The sequence below is a fragment of the Roseinatronobacter sp. NSM genome (genome assembly GCF_052379845.1).
Lineage (GTDB): Bacteria > Pseudomonadota > Alphaproteobacteria > Rhodobacterales > Rhodobacteraceae > Roseinatronobacter.
In genome coordinates, this window is sequence record NZ_JBQTCF010000022.1 from 1 (window position 1) to 19,872 (window position 19,872).

23 protein-coding genes are annotated in these 19,872 nt (G+C 58.2%); 9 read left to right on the top strand and 14 right to left on the bottom strand.

Annotated features, from left to right (window positions below; translation table 11 throughout):
• Window positions 1-156: 156 nt before the first annotated feature.
• The 7 genes from ACTZWY_RS12610 to ACTZWY_RS12640 all read right to left on the bottom strand — a co-directional run bounded on the left by ACTZWY_RS12610 (window position 157) and on the right by ACTZWY_RS12640 (window position 7,481).
• Window positions 157-627, bottom strand: coding sequence for a CoxG family protein (locus ACTZWY_RS12610; protein WP_444791068.1), 471 nt, complete (start codon window positions 625-627; stop codon window positions 157-159).
• Window positions 628-655: 28 nt separating this feature from the next.
• Window positions 656-1,987: a TRAP transporter large permease gene (locus ACTZWY_RS12615; protein WP_444791069.1), complete on the bottom strand. Its 1,332-nt coding sequence runs from the start codon at window positions 1,985-1,987 to the stop codon at window positions 656-658.
• Window positions 1,984-2,526: a TRAP transporter small permease subunit gene (locus ACTZWY_RS12620; protein ID WP_444791070.1), complete on the bottom strand. Its 543-nt coding sequence runs from the start codon at window positions 2,524-2,526 to the stop codon at window positions 1,984-1,986. Before ACTZWY_RS12620 ends, ACTZWY_RS12615 begins: the two co-directional genes overlap by 4 nt.
• 93 nt (window positions 2,527-2,619) lie before the next feature.
• Window positions 2,620-3,684: a C4-dicarboxylate TRAP transporter substrate-binding protein gene (locus tag ACTZWY_RS12625; RefSeq protein WP_444791071.1), complete on the bottom strand. Its 1,065-nt coding sequence runs from the start codon at window positions 3,682-3,684 to the stop codon at window positions 2,620-2,622.
• A gap of 56 nt (window positions 3,685-3,740) precedes the next feature.
• The gene (locus ACTZWY_RS12630) at window positions 3,741-6,122 is read right to left on the bottom strand and encodes a xanthine dehydrogenase family protein molybdopterin-binding subunit (protein WP_444791072.1); all 2,382 of its coding nucleotides are present in this window, start codon (window positions 6,120-6,122) and stop codon (window positions 3,741-3,743) included.
• Window positions 6,119-6,631, bottom strand: coding sequence for a (2Fe-2S)-binding protein (locus tag ACTZWY_RS12635; protein WP_444791073.1), 513 nt, complete (start codon window positions 6,629-6,631; stop codon window positions 6,119-6,121). Before ACTZWY_RS12635 ends, ACTZWY_RS12630 begins: the two co-directional genes overlap by 4 nt.
• 19 nt (window positions 6,632-6,650) lie before the next feature.
• On the bottom strand, window positions 6,651-7,481 hold the full coding sequence (locus ACTZWY_RS12640) for an FAD binding domain-containing protein (protein ID WP_444791074.1): 831 nt from the start codon (window positions 7,479-7,481) through the stop codon (window positions 6,651-6,653).
• 178 nt (window positions 7,482-7,659) lie between these two features.
• Between ACTZWY_RS12640 and ACTZWY_RS12645 the strand changes: the two genes are divergently transcribed.
• Window positions 7,660-8,277 (top strand): TetR/AcrR family transcriptional regulator, encoded by a 618-nt coding sequence (locus tag ACTZWY_RS12645; protein WP_444791075.1) that lies wholly within the window; start codon window positions 7,660-7,662, stop codon window positions 8,275-8,277.
• A 293-nt stretch (window positions 8,278-8,570) separates the two neighbouring features.
• Here the strand turns inward: ACTZWY_RS12645 and ACTZWY_RS12650 are convergent, their stop codons facing one another.
• From ACTZWY_RS12650 to ACTZWY_RS12670, 5 genes are all read right to left on the bottom strand, one after another.
• Window positions 8,571-10,067: a tripartite tricarboxylate transporter permease gene (locus tag ACTZWY_RS12650; protein WP_444791076.1), complete on the bottom strand. Its 1,497-nt coding sequence runs from the start codon at window positions 10,065-10,067 to the stop codon at window positions 8,571-8,573.
• Window positions 10,064-10,537 carry a tripartite tricarboxylate transporter TctB family protein gene (locus ACTZWY_RS12655; protein ID WP_444791077.1) on the bottom strand — a complete coding sequence of 158 codons (474 nt, stop codon included), beginning with the start codon at window positions 10,535-10,537 and terminating at the stop codon, window positions 10,064-10,066. The genes ACTZWY_RS12650 and ACTZWY_RS12655 overlap by 4 nt, the downstream gene beginning before the upstream one ends.
• Before the next feature lie 74 nt (window positions 10,538-10,611).
• Window positions 10,612-11,574 (bottom strand): Bug family tripartite tricarboxylate transporter substrate binding protein, encoded by a 963-nt coding sequence (locus tag ACTZWY_RS12660; RefSeq protein WP_444791078.1) that lies wholly within the window; start codon window positions 11,572-11,574, stop codon window positions 10,612-10,614.
• Window positions 11,575-11,611: 37 nt separating this feature from the next.
• Complete coding sequence (locus ACTZWY_RS12665; RefSeq protein WP_444791079.1) at window positions 11,612-12,292, bottom strand: RraA family protein; 681 nt, start codon at window positions 12,290-12,292, stop codon at window positions 11,612-11,614.
• A gap of 1 nt (window position 12,293) precedes the next feature.
• On the bottom strand, window positions 12,294-13,295 hold the full coding sequence (locus ACTZWY_RS12670; RefSeq protein ID WP_444791080.1) for a hydroxyacid dehydrogenase: 1,002 nt from the start codon (window positions 13,293-13,295) through the stop codon (window positions 12,294-12,296).
• A gap of 173 nt (window positions 13,296-13,468) precedes the next feature.
• On the opposite strand from ACTZWY_RS12670, the gene ACTZWY_RS12675 reads away from it, so the two are divergent.
• The 3 genes from ACTZWY_RS12675 to ACTZWY_RS12685 all read left to right on the top strand — a co-directional run bounded on the left by ACTZWY_RS12675 (window position 13,469) and on the right by ACTZWY_RS12685 (window position 15,268).
• Entirely contained in the window at window positions 13,469-14,377 is a 909-nt protein-coding gene (locus tag ACTZWY_RS12675) for a LysR family transcriptional regulator (protein WP_444791081.1), read from the top strand.
• A gap of 271 nt (window positions 14,378-14,648) precedes the next feature.
• On the top strand, window positions 14,649-14,846 hold the full coding sequence (locus tag ACTZWY_RS12680; protein WP_444791082.1) for a hypothetical protein: 198 nt from the start codon (window positions 14,649-14,651) through the stop codon (window positions 14,844-14,846).
• Window positions 14,843-15,268 carry a dihydroneopterin aldolase gene (locus tag ACTZWY_RS12685; protein ID WP_444791083.1) on the top strand — a complete coding sequence of 142 codons (426 nt, stop codon included), beginning with the start codon at window positions 14,843-14,845 and terminating at the stop codon, window positions 15,266-15,268. The genes ACTZWY_RS12680 and ACTZWY_RS12685 overlap by 4 nt, the downstream gene beginning before the upstream one ends.
• Here the strand turns inward: ACTZWY_RS12685 and ACTZWY_RS12690 are convergent.
• Together ACTZWY_RS12690 and ACTZWY_RS12695 are read right to left on the bottom strand one after the other, a co-directional pair.
• Window positions 15,250-15,819 (bottom strand): pyridoxamine 5'-phosphate oxidase family protein, encoded by a 570-nt coding sequence (locus tag ACTZWY_RS12690; RefSeq protein ID WP_444791084.1) that lies wholly within the window; start codon window positions 15,817-15,819, stop codon window positions 15,250-15,252. The two genes, ACTZWY_RS12685 and ACTZWY_RS12690, sit on opposite strands and share 19 nt — an antisense overlap.
• Window positions 15,816-16,028 (bottom strand): DUF2805 domain-containing protein, encoded by a 213-nt coding sequence (locus ACTZWY_RS12695; RefSeq protein ID WP_444791085.1) that lies wholly within the window; start codon window positions 16,026-16,028, stop codon window positions 15,816-15,818. The genes ACTZWY_RS12690 and ACTZWY_RS12695 overlap by 4 nt, the downstream gene beginning before the upstream one ends.
• 118 nt (window positions 16,029-16,146) lie before the next feature.
• Between ACTZWY_RS12695 and ACTZWY_RS12700 the strand changes: the two genes are divergently transcribed.
• The 5 genes from ACTZWY_RS12700 (at window position 16,147) to ACTZWY_RS12720 (ending at window position 19,774) form a co-directional block, all read left to right on the top strand.
• Window positions 16,147-17,091: an NAD(P)/FAD-dependent oxidoreductase gene (locus tag ACTZWY_RS12700; RefSeq protein WP_444791086.1), complete on the top strand. Its 945-nt coding sequence runs from the start codon at window positions 16,147-16,149 to the stop codon at window positions 17,089-17,091.
• Entirely contained in the window at window positions 17,081-17,896 is an 816-nt protein-coding gene (locus ACTZWY_RS12705; RefSeq protein ID WP_444791087.1) for a methyltransferase family protein, read from the top strand. Before ACTZWY_RS12700 ends, ACTZWY_RS12705 begins: the two co-directional genes overlap by 11 nt.
• Window positions 17,886-18,593: a bifunctional 2-polyprenyl-6-hydroxyphenol methylase/3-demethylubiquinol 3-O-methyltransferase UbiG gene (ubiG, locus tag ACTZWY_RS12710; protein ID WP_444791088.1), complete on the top strand. Its 708-nt coding sequence runs from the start codon at window positions 17,886-17,888 to the stop codon at window positions 18,591-18,593. Before ACTZWY_RS12705 ends, ubiG begins: the two co-directional genes overlap by 11 nt.
• Window positions 18,590-18,988 carry a DUF4149 domain-containing protein gene (locus ACTZWY_RS12715; protein ID WP_444791089.1) on the top strand — a complete coding sequence of 133 codons (399 nt, stop codon included), beginning with the start codon at window positions 18,590-18,592 and terminating at the stop codon, window positions 18,986-18,988. Before ubiG ends, ACTZWY_RS12715 begins: the two co-directional genes overlap by 4 nt.
• 111 nt (window positions 18,989-19,099) lie before the next feature.
• On the top strand, window positions 19,100-19,774 hold the full coding sequence (locus ACTZWY_RS12720; protein WP_444791090.1) for an NAD(P)-dependent oxidoreductase: 675 nt from the start codon (window positions 19,100-19,102) through the stop codon (window positions 19,772-19,774).
• Window positions 19,775-19,872: the final 98 nt, after the last annotated feature.

Genomic DNA, 19,872 nt, shown 5'->3' on the forward strand with positions numbered 1-19,872 from the left:
CGCTTCTGTGTATCTGCTTGTCTTCATTCGAATTCTCCTCGTTCATCTTGCCGAGAAAATTCTACTTTTGCAGCCCCTTAATTTCGGGGGGGATTACCCCTCCAGCACCCGTGTTCAGTCAAGCTTTGTGAATGCTGGGTAACGTTTTGACGGCCTCTATGCATCAGCTTTTGGTGTCCCTGCGTCAATGTCGGTCAATTCTGCTGCAAGATTGCCGAAGAACTGCGCCGCCAATTTGCGTGTTGTGCCCATGATCAATCTGCTACCTAATTGTGCCAGCTTGCCGCCAACATCAGCACGGGCTGTATAACGTAACAGGGTTTGGTCGCCGTCTTCCTCAAGGATAATTTGCGCGCCGCCTTTGGCAAACCCTGCTGCCCCGCCGGTGCCGCTGCCTGTCAGGTGAAATTCACGGGGTGGATCGACAGGTTCCAGAACAACGGCCCCCGTGAACCGTGCCTTGACCGGGCCTATCTTCAACACAACTTTCGCCTCCAGTTCTGTGGCTGAATGGCGCGTGATTTCTTGACAGCCGGGAATACACTTGCGCAAGACATCTGTATCATTCAGCGCCGCATAAACCTGTGCGCTTCGGGCAGGGATAGTGACTTCGTCGGTTAGTTCCATGATATCTCCAGATTGCGTTCTTGGCTGGTCAGATCAGCGCCGTCGACAGGATTGGGAACGCCGCGATCAGAAGAAGCGACAAAGCCATGACCAGAACAAAGGGCAACGTTCCCATGAAGACCTGCTCAACCTTGGTTTTCGGGTCGGCAAGTGCCGTATGAACAGTGAACACTGATATTCCGAAGGGCGGGGTCAACAATCCGATCTCGACTGCGATTACCGTGATGACCCCGAAATGGATCAGATCGAAACCAAGCCCCAGCGCAATTGGGGCCGAGATGGGGACCATGATCAGCAAGATCGATGTTGAATCCAGGATCATGCCCATCAACAGCACAATCACAACATAGATCAGCAAGAACCCATAGGGACCCAGGCCGGAATCCTGCACCAGCAGGGCAATCGCATTCGGAATGCCCGCGATGGACAGCATACGGCTGTAATAGCCCGCCGCGATCAGCAGCACCAGAATTGCCACAGAAACCAGACCTGTCTGATACAGGACCTGCCACATGCGCGGGCGGTCCAGTTGCCGCCGCATCAGTGCGATCAGCAGCGCACCAAAAGCACCCACTCCCCCTGCCTCTGTTGGGGTGAAAAAGCCAGAGTAAAGCCCCCCCAGGATAAGCGTAACCAGCGCCATGATTGGCACCAGCTTTTTCAAGATCTCGCCCCATGAAAGGGTTTTTTCATCGCGGGCTTCAGATTGCCGCACGCGCGCTGCCTCGACATCTGTATAGACAAAGCTGGGGCGAAACCGCGCAAGCAACATGATCAGCGCCACAAAGCCGAAACTTAGCAGCAGGCCGGGAATGATTCCGGCCAGAAACATCGCCCCGATAGACACCTCTGCCAGCACGCCGTAGATGATCAGTAGCAATGACGGTGGAATCAGCATACCCAGCACCGAACTGCCCGCTACAATGCCTGCCGCAAATGGCAAACGATATCCGTGACGCCCCATTTCAGGCACAGCAACGCGCGTGAAAACGGCGGCCGATGCAATGGAAACGCCTGTGACAGCCGCAAAAACGGCATTGGCGGCAACAGTCGCAACCCCAAGGCCGCCAAGCAGCTTGCGCAGCAACGCTTCGGCCACTTCAAATGTATCGCGCCCAACATTGGATATGCTGACAAGTATCCCCATAAGAACGAATAGCGGGATCGTCGCAAACAGATAATCAGCAATCCCGTTATAGCTGGCCATACCCAACAAACGGAACGCAAGATCGATATTGTCGCGCAATATCCAGATTCCAATGAACCCGGTAGCGAGCAGTGCCACGGCGATATGCATCCCAAGAAGCACCACCACGACAAGGCCAAGGATCAACAGCATACCTATCGTCAGACTTGTCATGACTGCGGCCTTCCGATCTGGCGTAAATGTTCAATGGCGACTGACAGATAGGACAAAGCTGCAAACACTGCGCCGATGATGATAATCGCGCGAAACGGCAGCGTTGGAACCGTAAATACGCCCCGAACGCCGAAGTATTCATTGGTATTGTAGGCGCGAACCGTATCAGGCCAGACGGCATAAGCCACCGCAAGACAGACCATCGCCCCGACCAATGCAAACAGTAGCTCAAGCATCGCCGACATGCGTGGCGAGAAATGTGAAAACACCCGCAACAACATGTCAGATCTGGTCATGCGGCCATTCAAGACCGCTGCTGAAACTTGTAAGAAGGCAATCGCCACAACAGACCGGGCCGCGACTTCGGCCACACCCGTGATTGGGGAATTGAAGAAATTTCGCCCCAGGACGTCGGCGACAATCACGAACATCAAAAGCGCGATCCAGATGGTTCCGATCATGGACAAAGCGGCGGCGACCCAATGAAGGGTTTTGCCTACCGCGCCACGATGTTTAACTTGCTGCGTCGTCGCGTTCACCAGAAATTCCTTCCTTGCGGATGGTAGGGGGCTGCATTGCACGGCACAGGCACAAAGCCTGCGCCGTGCAACTTCGTATCAATCAAATCGGGATCAGAGCCCCTGATCCCAATCCCGCAACGGCTGGACCCCACGTTCGCGCAGAGCGTCGAAATACGCTTTCAACACAGTTACAGCCGCATCGCCGCCATCTTCCAGCCAAGGCTCGATAATATTGGGCAATCCGTCAACCCAGGCCTGTTTATCGGCCTCTGGCAATTCGGACACTTGCAGTCCGGCCTCCTCCATCTCCGACATGGCGACCTCGGCACGTTCGGACACATAATCACCATGCGCCCGTGACGTCGCGCGTCCTGCTTCACGCACAGCGTCCTGCACGGCTTCGGGCCAGGAACCGAAACTGTCGAGATTGGCCGCAATGCCGCCAAAATACATTGCGCCGATGCCGACCTGCGTCAGATGAGGTGCAACCTCATAAACGCGGGTGGGCTGAATGCCGGTAGCAAAGCTGAGCGCGCCTTCGGATACACCGGTCTGGATATCGGTGTAATATGTTGTCAGCGCGCCATCCAATGGCGTGGTCCCTGTCCCTTGCAGCCAATTGGCCGATGTGCCGGGCGCATTGATCCGACGGTTGTTGATATCGGCAAGGCTATTGATCGGAAAGTTTGAATAGATGTCATAGCTGTCGGTGATCAGTGACGACAAATGCAGCATATTCTGCTCTGCCCAGCTATCGCGCAACTCTGGCAGCTCCTCTGTCAACTGGTCAAAGATGTCGATCAGCAATTCATGATCACCTGTTGCGAAAGGGGTAAAATAGGTCACATTCTGGAGTGGCATTGCAGAGCCTTCCCAGACTGTTCCAACCATCCCGATATCCACAATACCGTCACGAACCGCAGTGCGCGTTTCGGTAAAGCGGTAAAGCGTGCCGCCGTAGGACTCGACCCAGTTAACGCGAAATTCGCCACCGGCTTCTTCCAGCAACCGGTCAACAGTCGGCTGAAATGCGTTCTTCATCGCATAGGCCCAGATATTGCTCTCTGGATGGCTGGAGCCGATATTGATCGTAATCGTCTGTTGTGCGGCAACGGGGGGGGCAAAGGCAAATGCCAAGGCGAAGGCCGATGTTGTAAAGCCAAGTCTAATAGTCATGCTGTTCCTCCCTATAGACAGCGGTGAAGTCATTCAGTCCTGCCGAAATGCACGCATCACTCTGGCAGGTGGTGGATGGAGCGCAGGATGCGCTCTGGCGTCATGGGCATTGAGGTGACGCGCCCGCCCAAGGGGCGGATTGCATCATTGATCGCATTCATGACAGCCGCAGGTGCGCCCGCAGTTCCTGCCTCGCCCGCGCCTTTGGCACCAAGTTCGGATTCGCGCGTCGGGGTTTCAACATGCCCGATGATCATGTCTGGCATCTCGGACGCCATCGGCACCAGATAGTCAGCCATGTTGGCATTCAGCAACTGGCCTTCCTCGTCATAGAGGCTTTCTTCATAAAGTGCCCCGCCAATGCCCTGGACAATGCCACCGCGGATCTGTTCATCCACAAGCTGGGGGTTGATGACCCGGCCACAATCCTCGACGCACCAGTGCTTCAGCAATTTCACGAAGCCTGTTTCAGGATCAACCTCGACATAGCTGGCCTGAATGCCATTGGTGAAGGCAAACGGATACTCGCTGGTGATATAGTGGCGGGTCACGACCAGTTCGCGCGGCAAGTCTTTGGGCAAAGTGTCGCCCCTGAAATACACAACGCGACCCAGTTCCGACAACGGCATCCGCTCTGTATCGGTTCCCAGATCAACGATGCTACCATCCACAATATCAAGCGTTTCAGGGGTGCATTGCAGCATAGCACCCGCCACAGTCAGAATATTTTCACGCAGCGAACGCCCGGCCTGAAGAGCGGCCTCGCCCCCGATTCCAGCGCCGCGCGATGCCCAGGTCCCCCCGCCATAGGGGGTTGTCTGGGTATCTCCTGTGATGACACGAACGCGCTGAACAGGCACACCAACCGCTTCTGCGGTGATCTGCGCAAGCATCGCTTCAGTGCCCTGACCCTGCTCGGTCACACCAGACATGGCCACAACCGAACCATCGGGGTCCATGCGCACTGTGCATCCATCCTGTGCAGAAATCCGGGCACCACCAATTCCATACATGAAAGGGCTGGGATTGGTCAGTTCGATGAAACTGGCAATGCCAATGCCTCGATAGACACCTTTTTCACGCAAAGCCGCCTGTTCGGCCCGCAGGGCCGGATAATCCATCATCTCGACAAGCTTGTTCAGACTTTTGTGGTGCGACAAACCCTCAAAGCGCATATTGGCCGGAGAGGTGTAGGGATAGGCATCATCTGCAATCAGATTGCGGCGCCGGATCTCGATCGGGTCAAGGCCAAGCTTTTCTGCCGCCAGATCGACCATACCCTCGGTGACCGCAGCTGCAATGGGGTGGCCCACCGCACGATACTGGCATGTCGGGGATTTGTTTTGCAGCACGACCGTTGTTCTGGCGCGATAGTTGGCAAAGTCATAGGGGCCACCGCAAAGGTTTACGACCTGATTGCCCTCGATTGCCGAAGTCCGCGGATAGACCGAATATGGACCTATTCCTGTCAGATCTTCAATGTCGAGCGCAAGAATGCGACCATCTTCATCCAGCGCCATGCGCGCATCAATTTCATGATCGCGTGCATGAATGTCTGTTGCGAAGGATTCCAGCCTGTCGGCGATGAATTTGACAGGACGTCCAAGTATCTTCGAGATCGTGGCCGTCGCAACTTCATCAGGATAGACATGTACCTTGATGCCGAATGACCCCCCGACATCACCACAAATGACCCGCACCGCCCCCTCGGGCAGGCCCAGATGCTCTGCAAAGACAACTTGCATCATATGTGGCGCTTGCGTTGAATGATAGACAGTCAGCTGCTTCTCGGAGCGGTTGTAATCAGCCAGAATGGAGCGCGGTTCAACGCATACACCGGTGTGGCGGCCTGTCTTGAAGCGGCTTTCGACTATGACAGGGGCCGTGCGCATGACCTCCGCCGGATCGCCTGACAAATGCTCGCGCTGGAAAGTAAGGTTATCACCCAGATCAGGATGCAAGACAGGGGTTTCCGGGTCGAGAGCAGTGCGCATGTCAGTGACCGGTTGCAGCGGCTCGTATTCCACCTCGATCAGTGCGGCGGCTTCTTCTGCCTGTGCGCGGGTATCGGCCACCACTGCGGCCACGGCTTCGCCACTCCACGTCGCGCGATCGACTGCGATCGGGTGTTGGGGGGCAGACTTAAGCCCTTTCAAATGCGCCAGAACGGCAACCCACGGTGTGCAATGCTCGGCCAGATCCGCGCCAGTAAACACCCCGCGCACACCGGGCGCCGCGCGCGCGGCCTCGGTGTTTATCGACTGGATGCGAGCATGGGCATAGGGGCTGCGCACGAACACGGCATGCAACATGCGCGGCAGAACAACATCGTCCACATAACGGCCGCGTCCTTCGACCAGCCGCCGTGCATTGGGGCGCGGAACAGTGCGGCCAATATAGCTGTTGGGGCGGTCGGGATTGTCAAAACGAATACTCATTCTGCGGCCTCTTGTTCGGAATTTCGCACGCGCGCTGTGGTCTCGATGGCATCGACTATGGCCTCGTATCCCGTACAGCGGCAGTAATTCCCCGAGATATGCTCCCGGATATCGGCGCGGCTGGGAATACCCGCATGACGGGTCAGGATATCGCGCGCCGCAAAGATCATGCCCGGCGTGCAAAATCCGCATTGCAGGGCGTTTCGTTCTACAAAGTTATCCTGAAGATCGGCGATTTCCTTGCTATCGGTAACGCCTTCGATAGTCCAGATTTCAGCCCCGTCCATCTGCGCGGCAAGGACAAGGCAGCCGCGCGCTATTTCACCATTGATCTGCAATGTACAGGCACCACAGACGCCATGTTCACACCCGGCATGAGCGCCAGTAAGCCCCAGATCAAGGCGCAGGAAATCTACCACATGCCGACCGGCGGGAACGCGCGCGTCAATACGCTCCCCGTTTACGGTCAGGGATATATCGACCAACTTTTCAAACGCTGCTTGGGTCATAATCTATACTCCATCTGCTTCAAGAGTTGGTCATTTCCGCCAGCACCCTGCGCAACAGGACTGCTGCAAGGTGTCGCCTGTATTCAGCGCTGGCATGAGGGTCGCTTTCCGGGGCAAGATCATCGCGCAAGGCGCTAACAGCATCCTCTGGCGACCCGCCTGAATTCAGTATGGCCATTGCAGCCGTAGCCTGAACGGGCCTGTCGGACACTCCGAAATAGGCAAGCCGAACGCCATCGGCAGATTTCACCCCTGCAAGGCCTACAATTGCGTAATCGCCAGAGCGTCTTGTAAGCTCTCGGATCACATGCCGATCACCTGCGGCTTTCAGCGGAATATCGACCGCGATGATGATCTCACCTTCTTCAAGGGCGGTGGTGAACAGCCCTTCAAAGAACGCATCGGCCGCTATGCGGCGCTCGCGCTTGGCACTGCGCACAAGAATTTCGGCGCCAAGGGCAATCATGCAGGCTGGCAGTTCCGCCGCCGGGTCCGCATTCGCCAAGGATCCGCCCAGCGTCCCACGCGAACGGATCGCCGCATGCGCAATGAGAGGGGCTGCATGCGCCAGCAGCGGTGCATGTTCTGCAACCAGCGCTGCTTCTGCCAGTTCTGCGTGGCGGGTCAATGCGCCAAGGCGCAAGCGCCCATCATGCAAGCCAATCCCGCGTAATTCGGGCAGATGGCTGATATCGACAAGCAGCGCTTCCTCGGACAGGCGCAGGTTCAGGGATGCCACAAGGGACTGCCCCCCGGCAATGACCACAGCATCTCCCTGCACGCTTTGCAGCAGGTCGAAGGCATGGCCCAGTGACTGCGCACGCGCATATCCAGCGACTGACGCTTTCATGTTCCCTCCCAGGTATTTCGGCCTCCGCGCGCCCCTCCTCCAAGGGTGCTGCGCTTCGACATTGCATCTTATTGAGCAAATGATCTATAAAGAAGACAGGTTTGGCAAGGGGAGAAATTCATGCGAAGAGAAATTTTCTTGTTGTTACTTCCTCGATAAAGGCAGTTCGGAAATACGCATGGATACAGCCACGTCACGCCGCCAGCGCCTTTCGCCAGAAGAGCGCCACAAACAGATTCTCGACTCTGCTGTTGCATATTTCGCAGAGCATGGACTTGACGGGAATACGCGTGACCTATCCAAGCAAATGGGCGTGACCCAGTCGCTGATCTTCAAGTATTTCGCAACCAAGGCAGAGCTGATCGAAGCGGTATATAACCGTGTATATCTGGACCGTATTGCCCCGCACTGGCCTGAATTGATTAACGATTCCACTCGGCCGCTGCGTGATCGACTTGTGCAGTTCTACACTGAATATGCGCAGGCGATCTTTACCTATGAATGGATGCGCATCTTCATGTTTTCGGGACTGGCCGGTGCCGAACTCAATCGTCGCTACCTGGACCATCTCAGTACGCTGATTCTGGAACCCACCCTTGCCCAGATCAAGGCAGAGGCCACGTCCCTGCGGGTGCCCGATTTCGAGGATGTGTGGAATCTGCACGGTGGGATAGTTTATGTTGGAATCCGCAAGTATGTATACCAAATGCCCACTGCAGATCCCGATGCGGAGTTAATCGCTCGCGCAGTAGAGCGTTTTCTAAGAGATTTCGGCATCCCGATTGATTCGGACTGAAATCACTTAAGATATAACAATGTCTTGTGATTGAAGGTTTATTGAGCGGTGCTGGGTATCACGCGCCACGGAGTGCCTACCGCAAGTCGCCTGCTCACTGATGGTTATCCTGCACTGCAAGGCAAAACAAAATGGCAGTTATAAGGACATTTGCGTTCGGTCACTGCGTCATGCATAAGTGGCCGCTTCGGTAAACATGGCGTGATTATCTGGCCGACGGCAAAGGGCCGGGTGCGTTGATCCTGTCGTCACTTCGCAAGGGGCGGAAGAGCAGCTGCCGGTTCCTTGCTCGGCTAAGGTCGTGTGCTAGGTTTGCGCATCGCTGAATACACGCCCCAGATCAGCAGACAGAATGTAATGAACAAAACGCTCGCGCTTATCGGGCGCTGAAGGAATGTCATCGGATCCCCCCGGCCCAGAAGCATGGCCCGGCGGAAATGCTCCTCCATCAAGGGGCCAAGGACGAAGCCCAATATCATTGGCGCGGCAGGAAAGGACAGGTAGCGCAACGCATAGCCCAAAATGCCGAAGAATGCGACCAGAAGCACATCGAAGCTGCTGTTATTCACGCTGTAGGTGCCGATGCAAACAAACATCAGGACAGCAGGAAACAGCCATTGATAGGGGACCGTCAGCAGGCGAACCCAAAGTCCGATCAGCGGGATGTTCAGAACCAGAAGAAGCAGGTTTCCAATCCAGAAACTCATGATCAAGCCCCAGAACAACGCGGGTTGTTCTGTCATCAGTTGCGGACCGGGTGCGATACCGTGGATCATCAGGGCCCCCAGCATCAACGCCATTGTGGCCGATCCGGGAATGCCAAGCGCAAGCGTGGGTATGAATGCAGTCTGGTCAGCGGCATTGTTGGCCGATTCCGGCCCCATGATCCCTTCAATCGCACCCTTGCCAAAGCGTTCAGGTTCCTTGGCTACCCTCTGTTCCAAGGCATATGACATAAACGCGGCAATCGAAGGCCCCGTCCCCGGCAAGGTTCCGAAAAATGACCCAACGGCAGAGCCGCGCAGCATTGGAAACCATGACCGGCGCATGTCATCGCGCGTGGGTTTCATTGCCTTGAAGCGCACTGCGTCCGGGTCTACCCCTTTTGCGCTGATCTTGCCGACACTTGCGATCACTTCGGATATTCCGAAAAGCCCAAGCGCAAGCGCCACCAGCGCAATACCATCTGCAAGTTCGACAAGTCCGAAGGTAAAGCGCCGCGCGCCGGAATATATATCGGACCCCACCAAACCGAACAGAACCCCCAGACACACCATGATCAACCCTTTGATCATCGCCCCGTTCGACATGCCTGATGCCGCAATCAGGCCCAGCAGCATAAGCGCGAAATACTCGGTTGAGGAAAACTGCAACGCCATCTGGCTGATTGTGCCGGAAAACCCCATCAGCAGGATAATTCCGACAGACCCGCCGAAGAACGACGCAACAGTTGTCATCAGCAGCGCAACGCCCGCGCGGCCCTGCTGTGCCATCGGGTATCCATCCAGCGCGGTGATGGCGCTTGACGGGGTTCCCGGAACGTTCAGAAGAATTGACGCGGTGCTGCCGCCATAGGTGGTGCCATACCAAATGCCCGCGAGCATGATGAGGGCCGCCGTCGGTTCAAGCTGGAAGGTCAGCGGAAACAACATCGAGATTGCGGCCAGAACGCCAATTCCGGGAATAACACCCAGAAGTGTCCCCATGAACACACCGACGAAACACCACATCAGGTTGTTCAACGACAGCGCAGTTTCCAGGCCCAGCAAGATGTTGTCAAAAAACGTCATGACCAGTTCCACGCGATCAGGGAGAAGGACAGGCCAAGGCCAAATTTGAATATCACCGTCGCAAGCACGACCAGAACAAGCGCCAGCACCGCGATACCAAGCGGCTTGTTTCGTGCGTCCGACAGTGCGGAAATGCACACCGCCGCTATTACGGCGGGGATCAACCCCATGGGGCGCAACAATATGGCAAAAGCCACCACGCCGGCCACTGTCAGGCCGGCTGTGCGCAATTCAAACTGCACGGGCGGCCAGTCATGCCCCGCATTCGCCCGCAGGCTGCGCCAGCTGTTCATCGCAAGCACCAGCCCAAGCAAAGACAGGACCGCGCCCAATCCGGCAGGGAACATGCCCGGCCCCATACGGCGCAGGGTTCCCATCGGATAGTTTCCATGGGCGTATATGACGATAACAATGCCAACTGCGCAAATCAGCAGACCTGCAACCATGTCGGCGCGCGCGTTCTGAATCATCTCTCCCCCTCCCGATTGGAAACGTCTTGCGGGCCGCAGCATGACAGCCACGGCCCGCATTCTGGCATCCCGCTCTAGCGCAGGCCCGCCGCATCGACAACATTGGCCCAAGTGGCGACTTCATCAGCCAGAAAGGCGCGGAACTCTTCTGCAGTACCGCCCAGGACAACACTGCCCTGCGCCTCAAGCGCTGCACGCAATTCGGGTTCTGCCAGCGCTTCGTTAACCGCACGGTTCAATTCCGCGACGGCCTCTTCGGGCATACCGGCCGGACCCACGACGGCCTTCCAGTCTTCGGCCAGATACCCGTCAAACCCAAGCGAGGCAACCGTCGGCACATCAGGCACCAGCGGGTGCGGTTGCGCCGAAGTTACGGCCAGCAGGCGAACATTGCCCGATTCCACATGCTGCATGACGCTGGGCAGCGAGCCCACATAGATATCGACCACGCCGCCCATCACATCAGAAATCGCCTGCGCAATACCTGTATAGGGCACATGTTCAAACACCAGATCGTCCTGCGCCATCAGGCGTTCAATCGACATGTGGGACACGGTTCCTGTGCCGGGCGTGCCATAAAGGACAGAACCGGGTTCTGCGCGCACAGCCTCCAGCACCGCCGCAAAATCCGCAAACGGGCTGTCGTTATGGGTGATGATTCCCATGGGCTGGGCGTTGATCAGGGCGATGGGGGTGAAGTCCGCTAGCGGATCGTATTGCACCTCTGGGTTCAGTGCCGGATTGACGGCCAGGTTCGATGTCTGCCCCATACCAATGGTCTGCCCGTCACCATCGGCACGCGACAACTGGTCCATCCCGATTGTCCCGCCAGCGCCGGGCTGGTTCAGAATGACAAAATTCCAGCCCGTAGAGCGCGCAATCTGGTCATTCAGCTGCCGGGCAAGCACATCGGTGCCACCCCCTGGCGGGTAAGGCACAATGTAATCAATGTTGCCGGCAGGATAGGATTGTGCAAAAGCACTGCCCCCCAAGGCGATGCATGCTGCGCCTGCCAGTGCGAAAAGTTTGGTTTTCATAGTCTCTCTCCTCCTATGGTAATCAATAGTGTCTTCCTCATGCCGCTGGAATTGTGCAGCCAAGGCGGCGCAATGTTTCATCTATCCAGCTGCGGTCGTTTGTTTGCGCGGTGATTTGCGCCATAAGTTTGCCCTCAGCCATCTGTTTGGCCTCGGTTTTTTCCAGAACTTCGGAAGCAACCGCAAAGGGCACGGCCAGAACCCCGTCACCATCACCGATGATTAGGTCGCCGGGCTCAATGACCATGCCATCCAAGGCAATGGGCACGTTGATTTCGCCGGGGCCGTCCTTGTAGGGACCGCGATGTGTAATTCCCGCAGCCCAAAGCGGCAGGTTCGCTTCGGCAATCGCATCTGCATCGCGGATTGCGCCGTTTATCACAAAGCCAGCAACGCCGCGGTTGATGGCATGGGCCAGCATCAGTTCGCCCATTAGTGAATTGGTCAGATCGCCCCCCCCGTCAACGACGATCACATCGCCGGGAATAGCCATGTCGATGGCCTTGTGCAGCATCAGGTTGTCGCCCGGTCGTGCCTTGACCGTGATGGCCGGTCCGGCCATTCCACCGCTGCGATGCATCCGCATCAGGCGCGGTCCTGCCCCTGTCATGCGGTGCATCGCATCGCTGACATTCGCCACAGGTAATGCGGCGAAACGGGCAATCAGATCAGTGGAAACCGCGCGTTCACGGTTGAGAATACGAAAACCGATGGACATATTATTCTCCTGTCGCCGGGGCCAGTTCGGCCAGCAAGTGCCGGTTCATGATACGGTGCTCAGGGATATCGCGCCCTTCAAGCATGTCGATTATCCCGCGCAAGGCTTCTTGACCTACACGCGCATTGGCCTGATCGGTGACACCACCGATATGGGGTGTGACCAGAATGCGCGGATCGGACAGGAAAGGATGGTTCGCGGGCGGGGGTTCCACCGCGAATGTATCCAATCCCGCCCCCGCAAGGTGGCCTGACCTGATCGCATCCAGCAGGGCATCTTCGTCAATCAACCCGCCGCGCGCGGTATTGATCACATAGGACTGCGCGGGCATCTGCGCGATGTTCACGGCATTTACAACCGCGCGTGTGGCGTCGTTCAGCGGGCAATGAAGGCTAAGTATATCCGAGTTGCGCAACAGGTCTGCCAAGGTGTTGCAGCGGTCAATACCTATACGTTCAAACGTGTCATCGGGTGCGAAAGGGTCGAAGGCGTGCAGCTTCAGACCAAGCCCACATGCCATCCGCGCCGTGGCCTGCGCGATGGCCCCCATCCCCAGCAGGCCCATCCGCAAACCGGCCAGCTCCCGCCCTGAATAGCCCGGTTTTTCCCAACGACCGGCCCGCATTCCAGCGTCAAGGGGGCCCAGTCGCTTAACAACGCCAAGGATAAGCGCAATCGCGTGTTCGGCCACCGAAGTGGCATTCGCACCAGTCGCGGCCAGAACCGGAATACCGCGAGCGGCGGCGGCGTCCAGGTCGATATTGTCCACCCCGGCACCATGTTTGGAAATAACCCGCAGTCCGGGTGCGGCATCCATCACGACCGCATCAATCCGACCCATCCGCGCGATGATCGCGGTCGCGCCGCTATCGGCCAGCGCCCCCACCAGTTGGGCGGGGCTGGCATAGGGCGGGGCGTAGTGAAGCGCATATCCTGATGTCGCTGCCAACCTGACAGCGTCCGGGTGTAGGTTCGGTCCAGTAACGAGGATGGATTTCGACATAATGTTCCTTGGCGCAGAGAGCTTGGTGCCCTGCCGTTTCTGAGTCTCATAAGTGATTGGGCCGGACCCCTCTCCCAAGGGGGTGGCATTCTCCTGCGACCTATCATATCGGAGAATAATGCTTTACAAAAACGCCAATTTTAGCATATTAAGTTTAGAAAAACTGGATTAATATGGACACGAGACAGCTTCGCACCCTATTGGCCATCGTCCAGCACGGCGGTTTCGCCAAAGCGGCTGAAGCTGTGCATATCACCCCATCGGCGGTCAGCCAGCAAATTCAAGCCCTGGAGCAGGAACTGGGCGCAACGCTGTTCGAACGCAGCAGCCGCCCCCCATCGCTGACGCCACAGGGCCTGCAAGTGGTCGAAATGGCGACGAATATTCTGCGTATGGTCGCTGAGACGCGCACCGATTTGTCAGGCAATCAGGTGAACGGCACGCTTTTGCTTGGGTCGGTGCGCACCAGTGCGCTGGGGGTTCTGCCGCGCGCGATCATGAAAATGCGCACGAAATATCCGCAACTCAAGATTAATCTTCGTGTTGGCAATTCCTCCAGCTTGATCGCTGAAGTTGCGGCCGGGCGACTGGATGCCGCTGTTGTCGCAGAAAACATGAGTATCCCGCAACTGATACGCTGGAGTCCCTTCCTGCGCGAACCTTTGTGGGTCATAGCGTCCAGGGATCTTGCTTCAGATGACCCTGTCACAATGCTCAAAACCCTGCCCTTTGTGCGCTTTCACAGCCCGGTTCCGTTGGCGGGACTTATCGACACCGAACTGGCCCGATTGCAGATCGCAACGCAGGATATCGCGGAAATGGATTCGATCGCATCCATCATCAATTGCGTGGCAGAAGGGATGGGCATTTCAATTGTGCCGGACATAGCGCTGCGCGAACCAGATGCCGAAAATCTTATCTACCGTCCCTTTGGTCAGCCGCAGATTTATCGTCAGATCGGCCTGATTGAGCGGATTAATTCCAGCCGGTCAGCGGTTATCAACCATTTTCATGGAATCTTGGCCGATACATGCGGCGAACATGGGGTTGTGCGCGACGCGACAAACGAAAATTATCTTTGAAAGGTGATGTCACAATCTATCACCGATTTTTCTTGCCTTGATTTTCTGATCGTCACGCACATGTGGCATCCGGCTTTGCGGTTCGCATACCAGCTGGTTGAGTTCCGTCGCTGCTATGTGCCTAAGCGACCGCTTGGACGGCTGCCGCCAAACTGACTGAAAGCCCGCAAAGGGCCGGGTGCGCACCCGGCAGCTTGCCTGCACTTGCCGTGGGCCGAGCGGGGCACATCTTTGGTCGGGTCGATTGTATTTTGAATTCTGGAACGCCTTCATGCCCAAACGCACCTATCCCAAAGATGCCCTGCTGATCGAGCAGGCCGCCGATCTTGAAGAGATCGTCAAGGACAAACGCGCCGATTGGCGCGCGACCGGAGCTAAGGCGCGCAGACGCCAGCGCCGCTACAAGACCTTGCTGATCCAGCAACTCGTGAAGGATGGCGGTGAAACAGATGCGGGTGATATGGCATGACCGGACAGGCCCGAATTGCGATGCGCGGCCTGCATTTGCCCTGCACCATCGGGCACTATCCGACCGGGACAGTTGCGCCCGATCTGCACCTGCTGGATCTTATCCTGACCATTTCGTCAGAGCATGTCCTTGTTGCGGCAGATGAGATGGCGCAGGTCTTCGATTACGACCCGTTGCTGGCGCAGATTTCGAGAATTGCCTGCGCCCGGCATTATGTCACCCAAGAATATCTGTTGACACGGATCGTGCGGGTTTGCGCGGCCTATAAGCAGATCACTGCGCTGGAGGCGAAGTTGCGCAAAAGTCCAGTGGGCGGCGGCACCGTCGGGGTCGAGCTGATCCTCAAATCCGAGGATCTGGAGAAATTGCGGGCCTTGAATGCGGACCAGGCCGAACCAGACGGTCAGGGGGCCAACCAGTGACCAGCCCAACCACCCGCCCGGCAGTATTCGGCACGCCGATGGTTCGGACCAAGATGGACGACATCGATGCTGTCGATGGTCAAATGTAGCACTGCGAACGCTTCCGGGTCAGGGATTTTGGTATAGCCAAGCGCATCTGACAGGGGGATTCCGGGTGAGGGTGTGCTGCCATAGGCCATGCGAGCGTGATCCGGCATCTTTCGCCAGAGTTCTGCCACATCCGTTCCCGTCAGGATGGATGCGGACGCGGCAAGACGGATCTGTAAATGCGCGCCGCTGTCCCAGATATGCAGCGCTGCAAAGGGTGAGGTCCGTAATTCTGCCACCTTGTGCGACTGCAAGTCAGTATAGACAAGGATTGTTCCATTTCCTTTATCCGCCGCGCGCAATACAACTGTGCGCGCCTGTGGCCGCCCGCTGGTTGAGACTGTGGCCAGCGTCGGGTGACGGGCGGGGGCATGGCGATCATGCACGCCGCGCGAAAGCCGGGTCCAGACCTGATCGAACAATGTCTCCAGCGACCGGGCCCAGCCAAACGGGTCTGTCGTCATTTATATACCTCGCGCCGGTCAGAGAATTGACGCACCCGCCTCCGCCAGGCGCGGTAACTTCCCGGCTTCAAGCTGCGCCGCATCAGGGATTTCACCTCATCCGCGCCTAGCCCATGCAGAGTGAGAATATCGTGGAAACTTGCCTTGTCGCTCAAGGCCATTTCGACAATTTCGCTGACTGTTTCGATATCGAGAACTTGTTTTTTCATGATGTGGCGCAGGGTTCAAGGGCAGTGTGACAAGATGATGCACCAACCTGTTAAGTCAATTGACGATCCGGCACTGCGGCATATCTTCAAGGTGCGGCAAAGGGTTGGCGAACAATGTATGGATGAGATCATCATCATCGGCAGCGGTATGGCAGGGACCACTTGTGCCCGCATTCTGGCGGGTGCGGGCGCGGCTGTGCGCGTGCTGGACAAGGGGCGCGGGATCGGGGGGCGCATGGCGACGCGCTCTGTGGCCACGGCTGCAGGTGGCCTGACCTTTGATCATGGCGCGCAATATCTGCGACCGCGCGACCCCTCATTTGCGCAGATACTGGCGCAGGCAGGCGCGCGCGCCTGGCCAGATGGACCGGATCACGGCAGGCAGGTTGGCATGCCCGGCATGTCCGGGGTGCTGCGCGCGCAAGCTGATGGATTGACGGTCACACAGCAGACAGAGGTGGCGGCGGTTGCATGGCGGGATGGGGTCTGGCATCTGAGCACAGGCACTGGCGACATACAGGCCAGCCGCATAATCCTGACCATCCCGGCGCCGCAAGTCACGGCCCTTCTTGGCGACACGCACCCATTCGCCGCCCACCTTGCACGCGTGGTGATGGAGCCCTGCCTGACCCTGATGGCCGCCTTCCCGCCAGATAGCCCGCGTCCGTTTACCAACCGGTTGGACCCGTCACATCCGCTGGCATGGATCGCGCAGGACAGCACGAAGCCGGGCCGCCCGCAGACGGCCGTGACTTGGGTTGCACAGGCAAGCGCGGCGTTCTCTCGTGAACAGCTTGAAGCCAGCCCTGACGATATCGCCGCGCGCATGCTGCCATTGCTGGCGGGCGTTCTGGACGTAGACCCTGCGCTTGCGCTTTATGCACGCGCCCATCGCTGGCGCTATGCGCAGGCCAGCACGCCATTGGGGCAGCCATTTCTGCGCAGCCGTGACCGGACGCTGTATGTCGGTGGCGACTGGTGCCTCGGCCCCCGCGCCGAAGATGCCTGGCATAGCGGGCGCGCAATCGCCCGTGATGTTCTGGACGATGCCGATGTGGACTGACCCGCGCATCACCGGATTTCTGAACCTGATGCTGGCCGCACTACGCCCCGCGCCGGGGCTGAGGCGCATTGCACTTGCGCTGGCTTTTGGCGCGATCACGCATCTGGCCTTTGCCGCAGGTGTTCTGGCCATGATCGCGGCGATGTTCTTCGGAATGAGCGAAAGCTTGGGCCGGGTGCCGCAGCCTTGGGCGTGGCTGGCCAATGCCATGCTTATCGTGCAGTTTCCGCTGCTGCACTCACTGTTTTTGACAAGGCAGGGTGGGAAGCTGTTGGCGCGGCTTGTCCCCGGCCCACATGGTGCAACGCTGTCCACCACGACCTATGCGCTGATCGCGTCCGTGCAGTTGCTGGCGCTGTTCACGCTCTGGACGCCCTCTGGCATCATCTGGTGGCAGGCCGAGGGGGCGGTGTTCTGGGCCCTCTGCACCGCTTATGCGCTGTCATGGCTCTTGCTTCTGAAAGCAAGCTTCGATGCGGGGGCTGAAGTGCAATCGGGCGCCCTGGGCTGGATGTCGCTGATGGCGCGGATCAAGCCCCGCTTTCCTGATATGCCCACGCGGGGTCTGTTTCGCGTCATACGGCAGCCGATCTATGTGGCCTTCGCGCTGACGCTCTGGACCGTGCCGGTCTGGACCCCGGACCAGGTGTTGCTGGCCACCAGCTACACAGCCTATTGCCTGTTCGCGCCCCGCCTGAAGGAACGCCGCTTTGCCGCCCGATACGGCGACCGCTTCGCGCGATATCGCGCCGCCGTGCCCTATGCCGTTCCAAGACTGACCCGAAGGACCCCGGATGCGCAATGATCTGACGATCTATGACAAGGTGGCCGATCAGTGGTGGTCCGATGAAATCCGCTGGGTGCGGACGCTTAAAAACCTTGTGCCGGGTCGGCTGACATGGATGGATCGGCAGATCGACTGGGCCGGGCGTGACGTTCTCGATCTGGGTTGTGCCGGGGGCTTCATGGCCGAAGCGCTCGATGATCGTGGCGCCTGTGTGACAGGTATTGATCCCGCCGCTGATGCCATCGCCGCCGCCCGTGCGCATGCTGCGCAGCAAGGGCGGCGCATCCGCTATGATGTCGGCGTGGGCGAGAATTTGCCATATCCGGATGCAAGCTTCGATGCTGTTGTCTGTGTTGACGTGCTGGAGCATGTCCAGGACCTGTCGCGCGTGCTGGCAGGGGTGACGCGCTGTTTGCGCCCCGGCGGGCTGTTCCTGTTCGATACGATCAACCGCAACCTGTTGGCCCGTCTGGCCACCATCACGGTTGCCGAAGATATTCTGCGGCTACTTCCCAAAGGCACGCATGATCCGTCCATGTTCATTAAACCATCCGAATTGCGCGCCGCGATGCAAACCGCGGGGCTGGAACCGGGCCGCTTCACCGGGCTGGGACCGCGTGGACTGAACCGGCGGCTGGATCTGACATTCGGGCCGCTTCCACTGACAGCGATCCTGTATATGGGCGTGGCCCGCAAGGCGACGGAGCCCGCATGACAATACTGGCACTTCTGATGACGGCGCTACTGTTTGGCGGAATGGTGCTTTACTCCTTCGGGTTCGCAGCCTTCCTGTTCACGGCCTTGCCCGCCGATGTGGCGGGACCAACCATCCGCCGCGCCTTTCCGCATTTCTATCTGTTCGTGATTGTAGCGGCGGCAATCGCCGCGGGACTGGTCTGGCCGGGCGATCCGTTCAGCGCTGCCCTACTGGTGTTTATCGCCGCATCCACAATCCCCGCACGTCAAATTCTGATGCCTGCCATCAACACGGCAACGGATACCGGGGCAAAAGCCCGGTTCAAATGGTTGCATGGCGCATCTGTCATCATCACGCTGATGCATATCGGCCTGAGCGGGTGGGTGCTGGCCCGGTTCATACCGCTGGCGTGACCGGGAGTGTCGGCTTGCGCCGGGCCTGTGTCAAAGTCGCGACATATGCACGCCATGCGCTATGTCCTGCGCACGACACATCATCCGGAAGCAAAGATACGAGGGAACGCCATGTCACAGGATAGCAAGCACGAAAATGCGGCACAGGGCGCGCCAGTTGTCGTTCTGGGCGCAACATCCGGCATTGGCGCGCGGGTGGTCGATGAAGCGTTGCGACGTGGCCTGCCGGTGCGCGGGTTTGCCCGCAGTGCTGACCAGATGGCACCGCGCGACGGGCTGGAGCCGGTCACCGGCGACGCCCGAAACCCCGATGATCTGGCGCGCGCGGTGCAGGGCGCGCGCGCGGTGATCTACACGCTGGGAATCAAGGAACGACCCGCCATGGTGTGGCATCATGAGACCCTGTTTTCCGAAAGCACCAAAGCCCTTCTTGATGTGATGGGCAAGGCCCGCGTGACACGGCTTGTCGCTGTCACGGGTTTCGGTGCCGGTCGCAGCCGTGCGGCAATGAGCAGCGTGGAAAAGCTTGGTCACGGGGTGCTGTTGGGTCGGGTCTATGCCGATAAATCCCGACAGGAAGATCTGATCCGCAACAGCGCACTTGATTGGACGATCGCGCGCCCGGTCATTCTTACAAAGGGCGCGCGGACAGGGCAGGTCAAGGTTCTTTCCAGGCCCTCGGACTGGCGCAACGGCTTGATCTCGCGCAGCGATGTGGGCGAATATCTGGTCCGCTCCGTGGTTGAGGGGGTGAATATCCATGAGGATGTGGTGCTGGCGCGATAATTGCAGCGTTGGGACCCTAGATGTTTTTCCCTGCTCAATAACATACGCCGTGATGATCTTCAGATCATGTGGCGCATATGTCCGTCGTCATCATCATC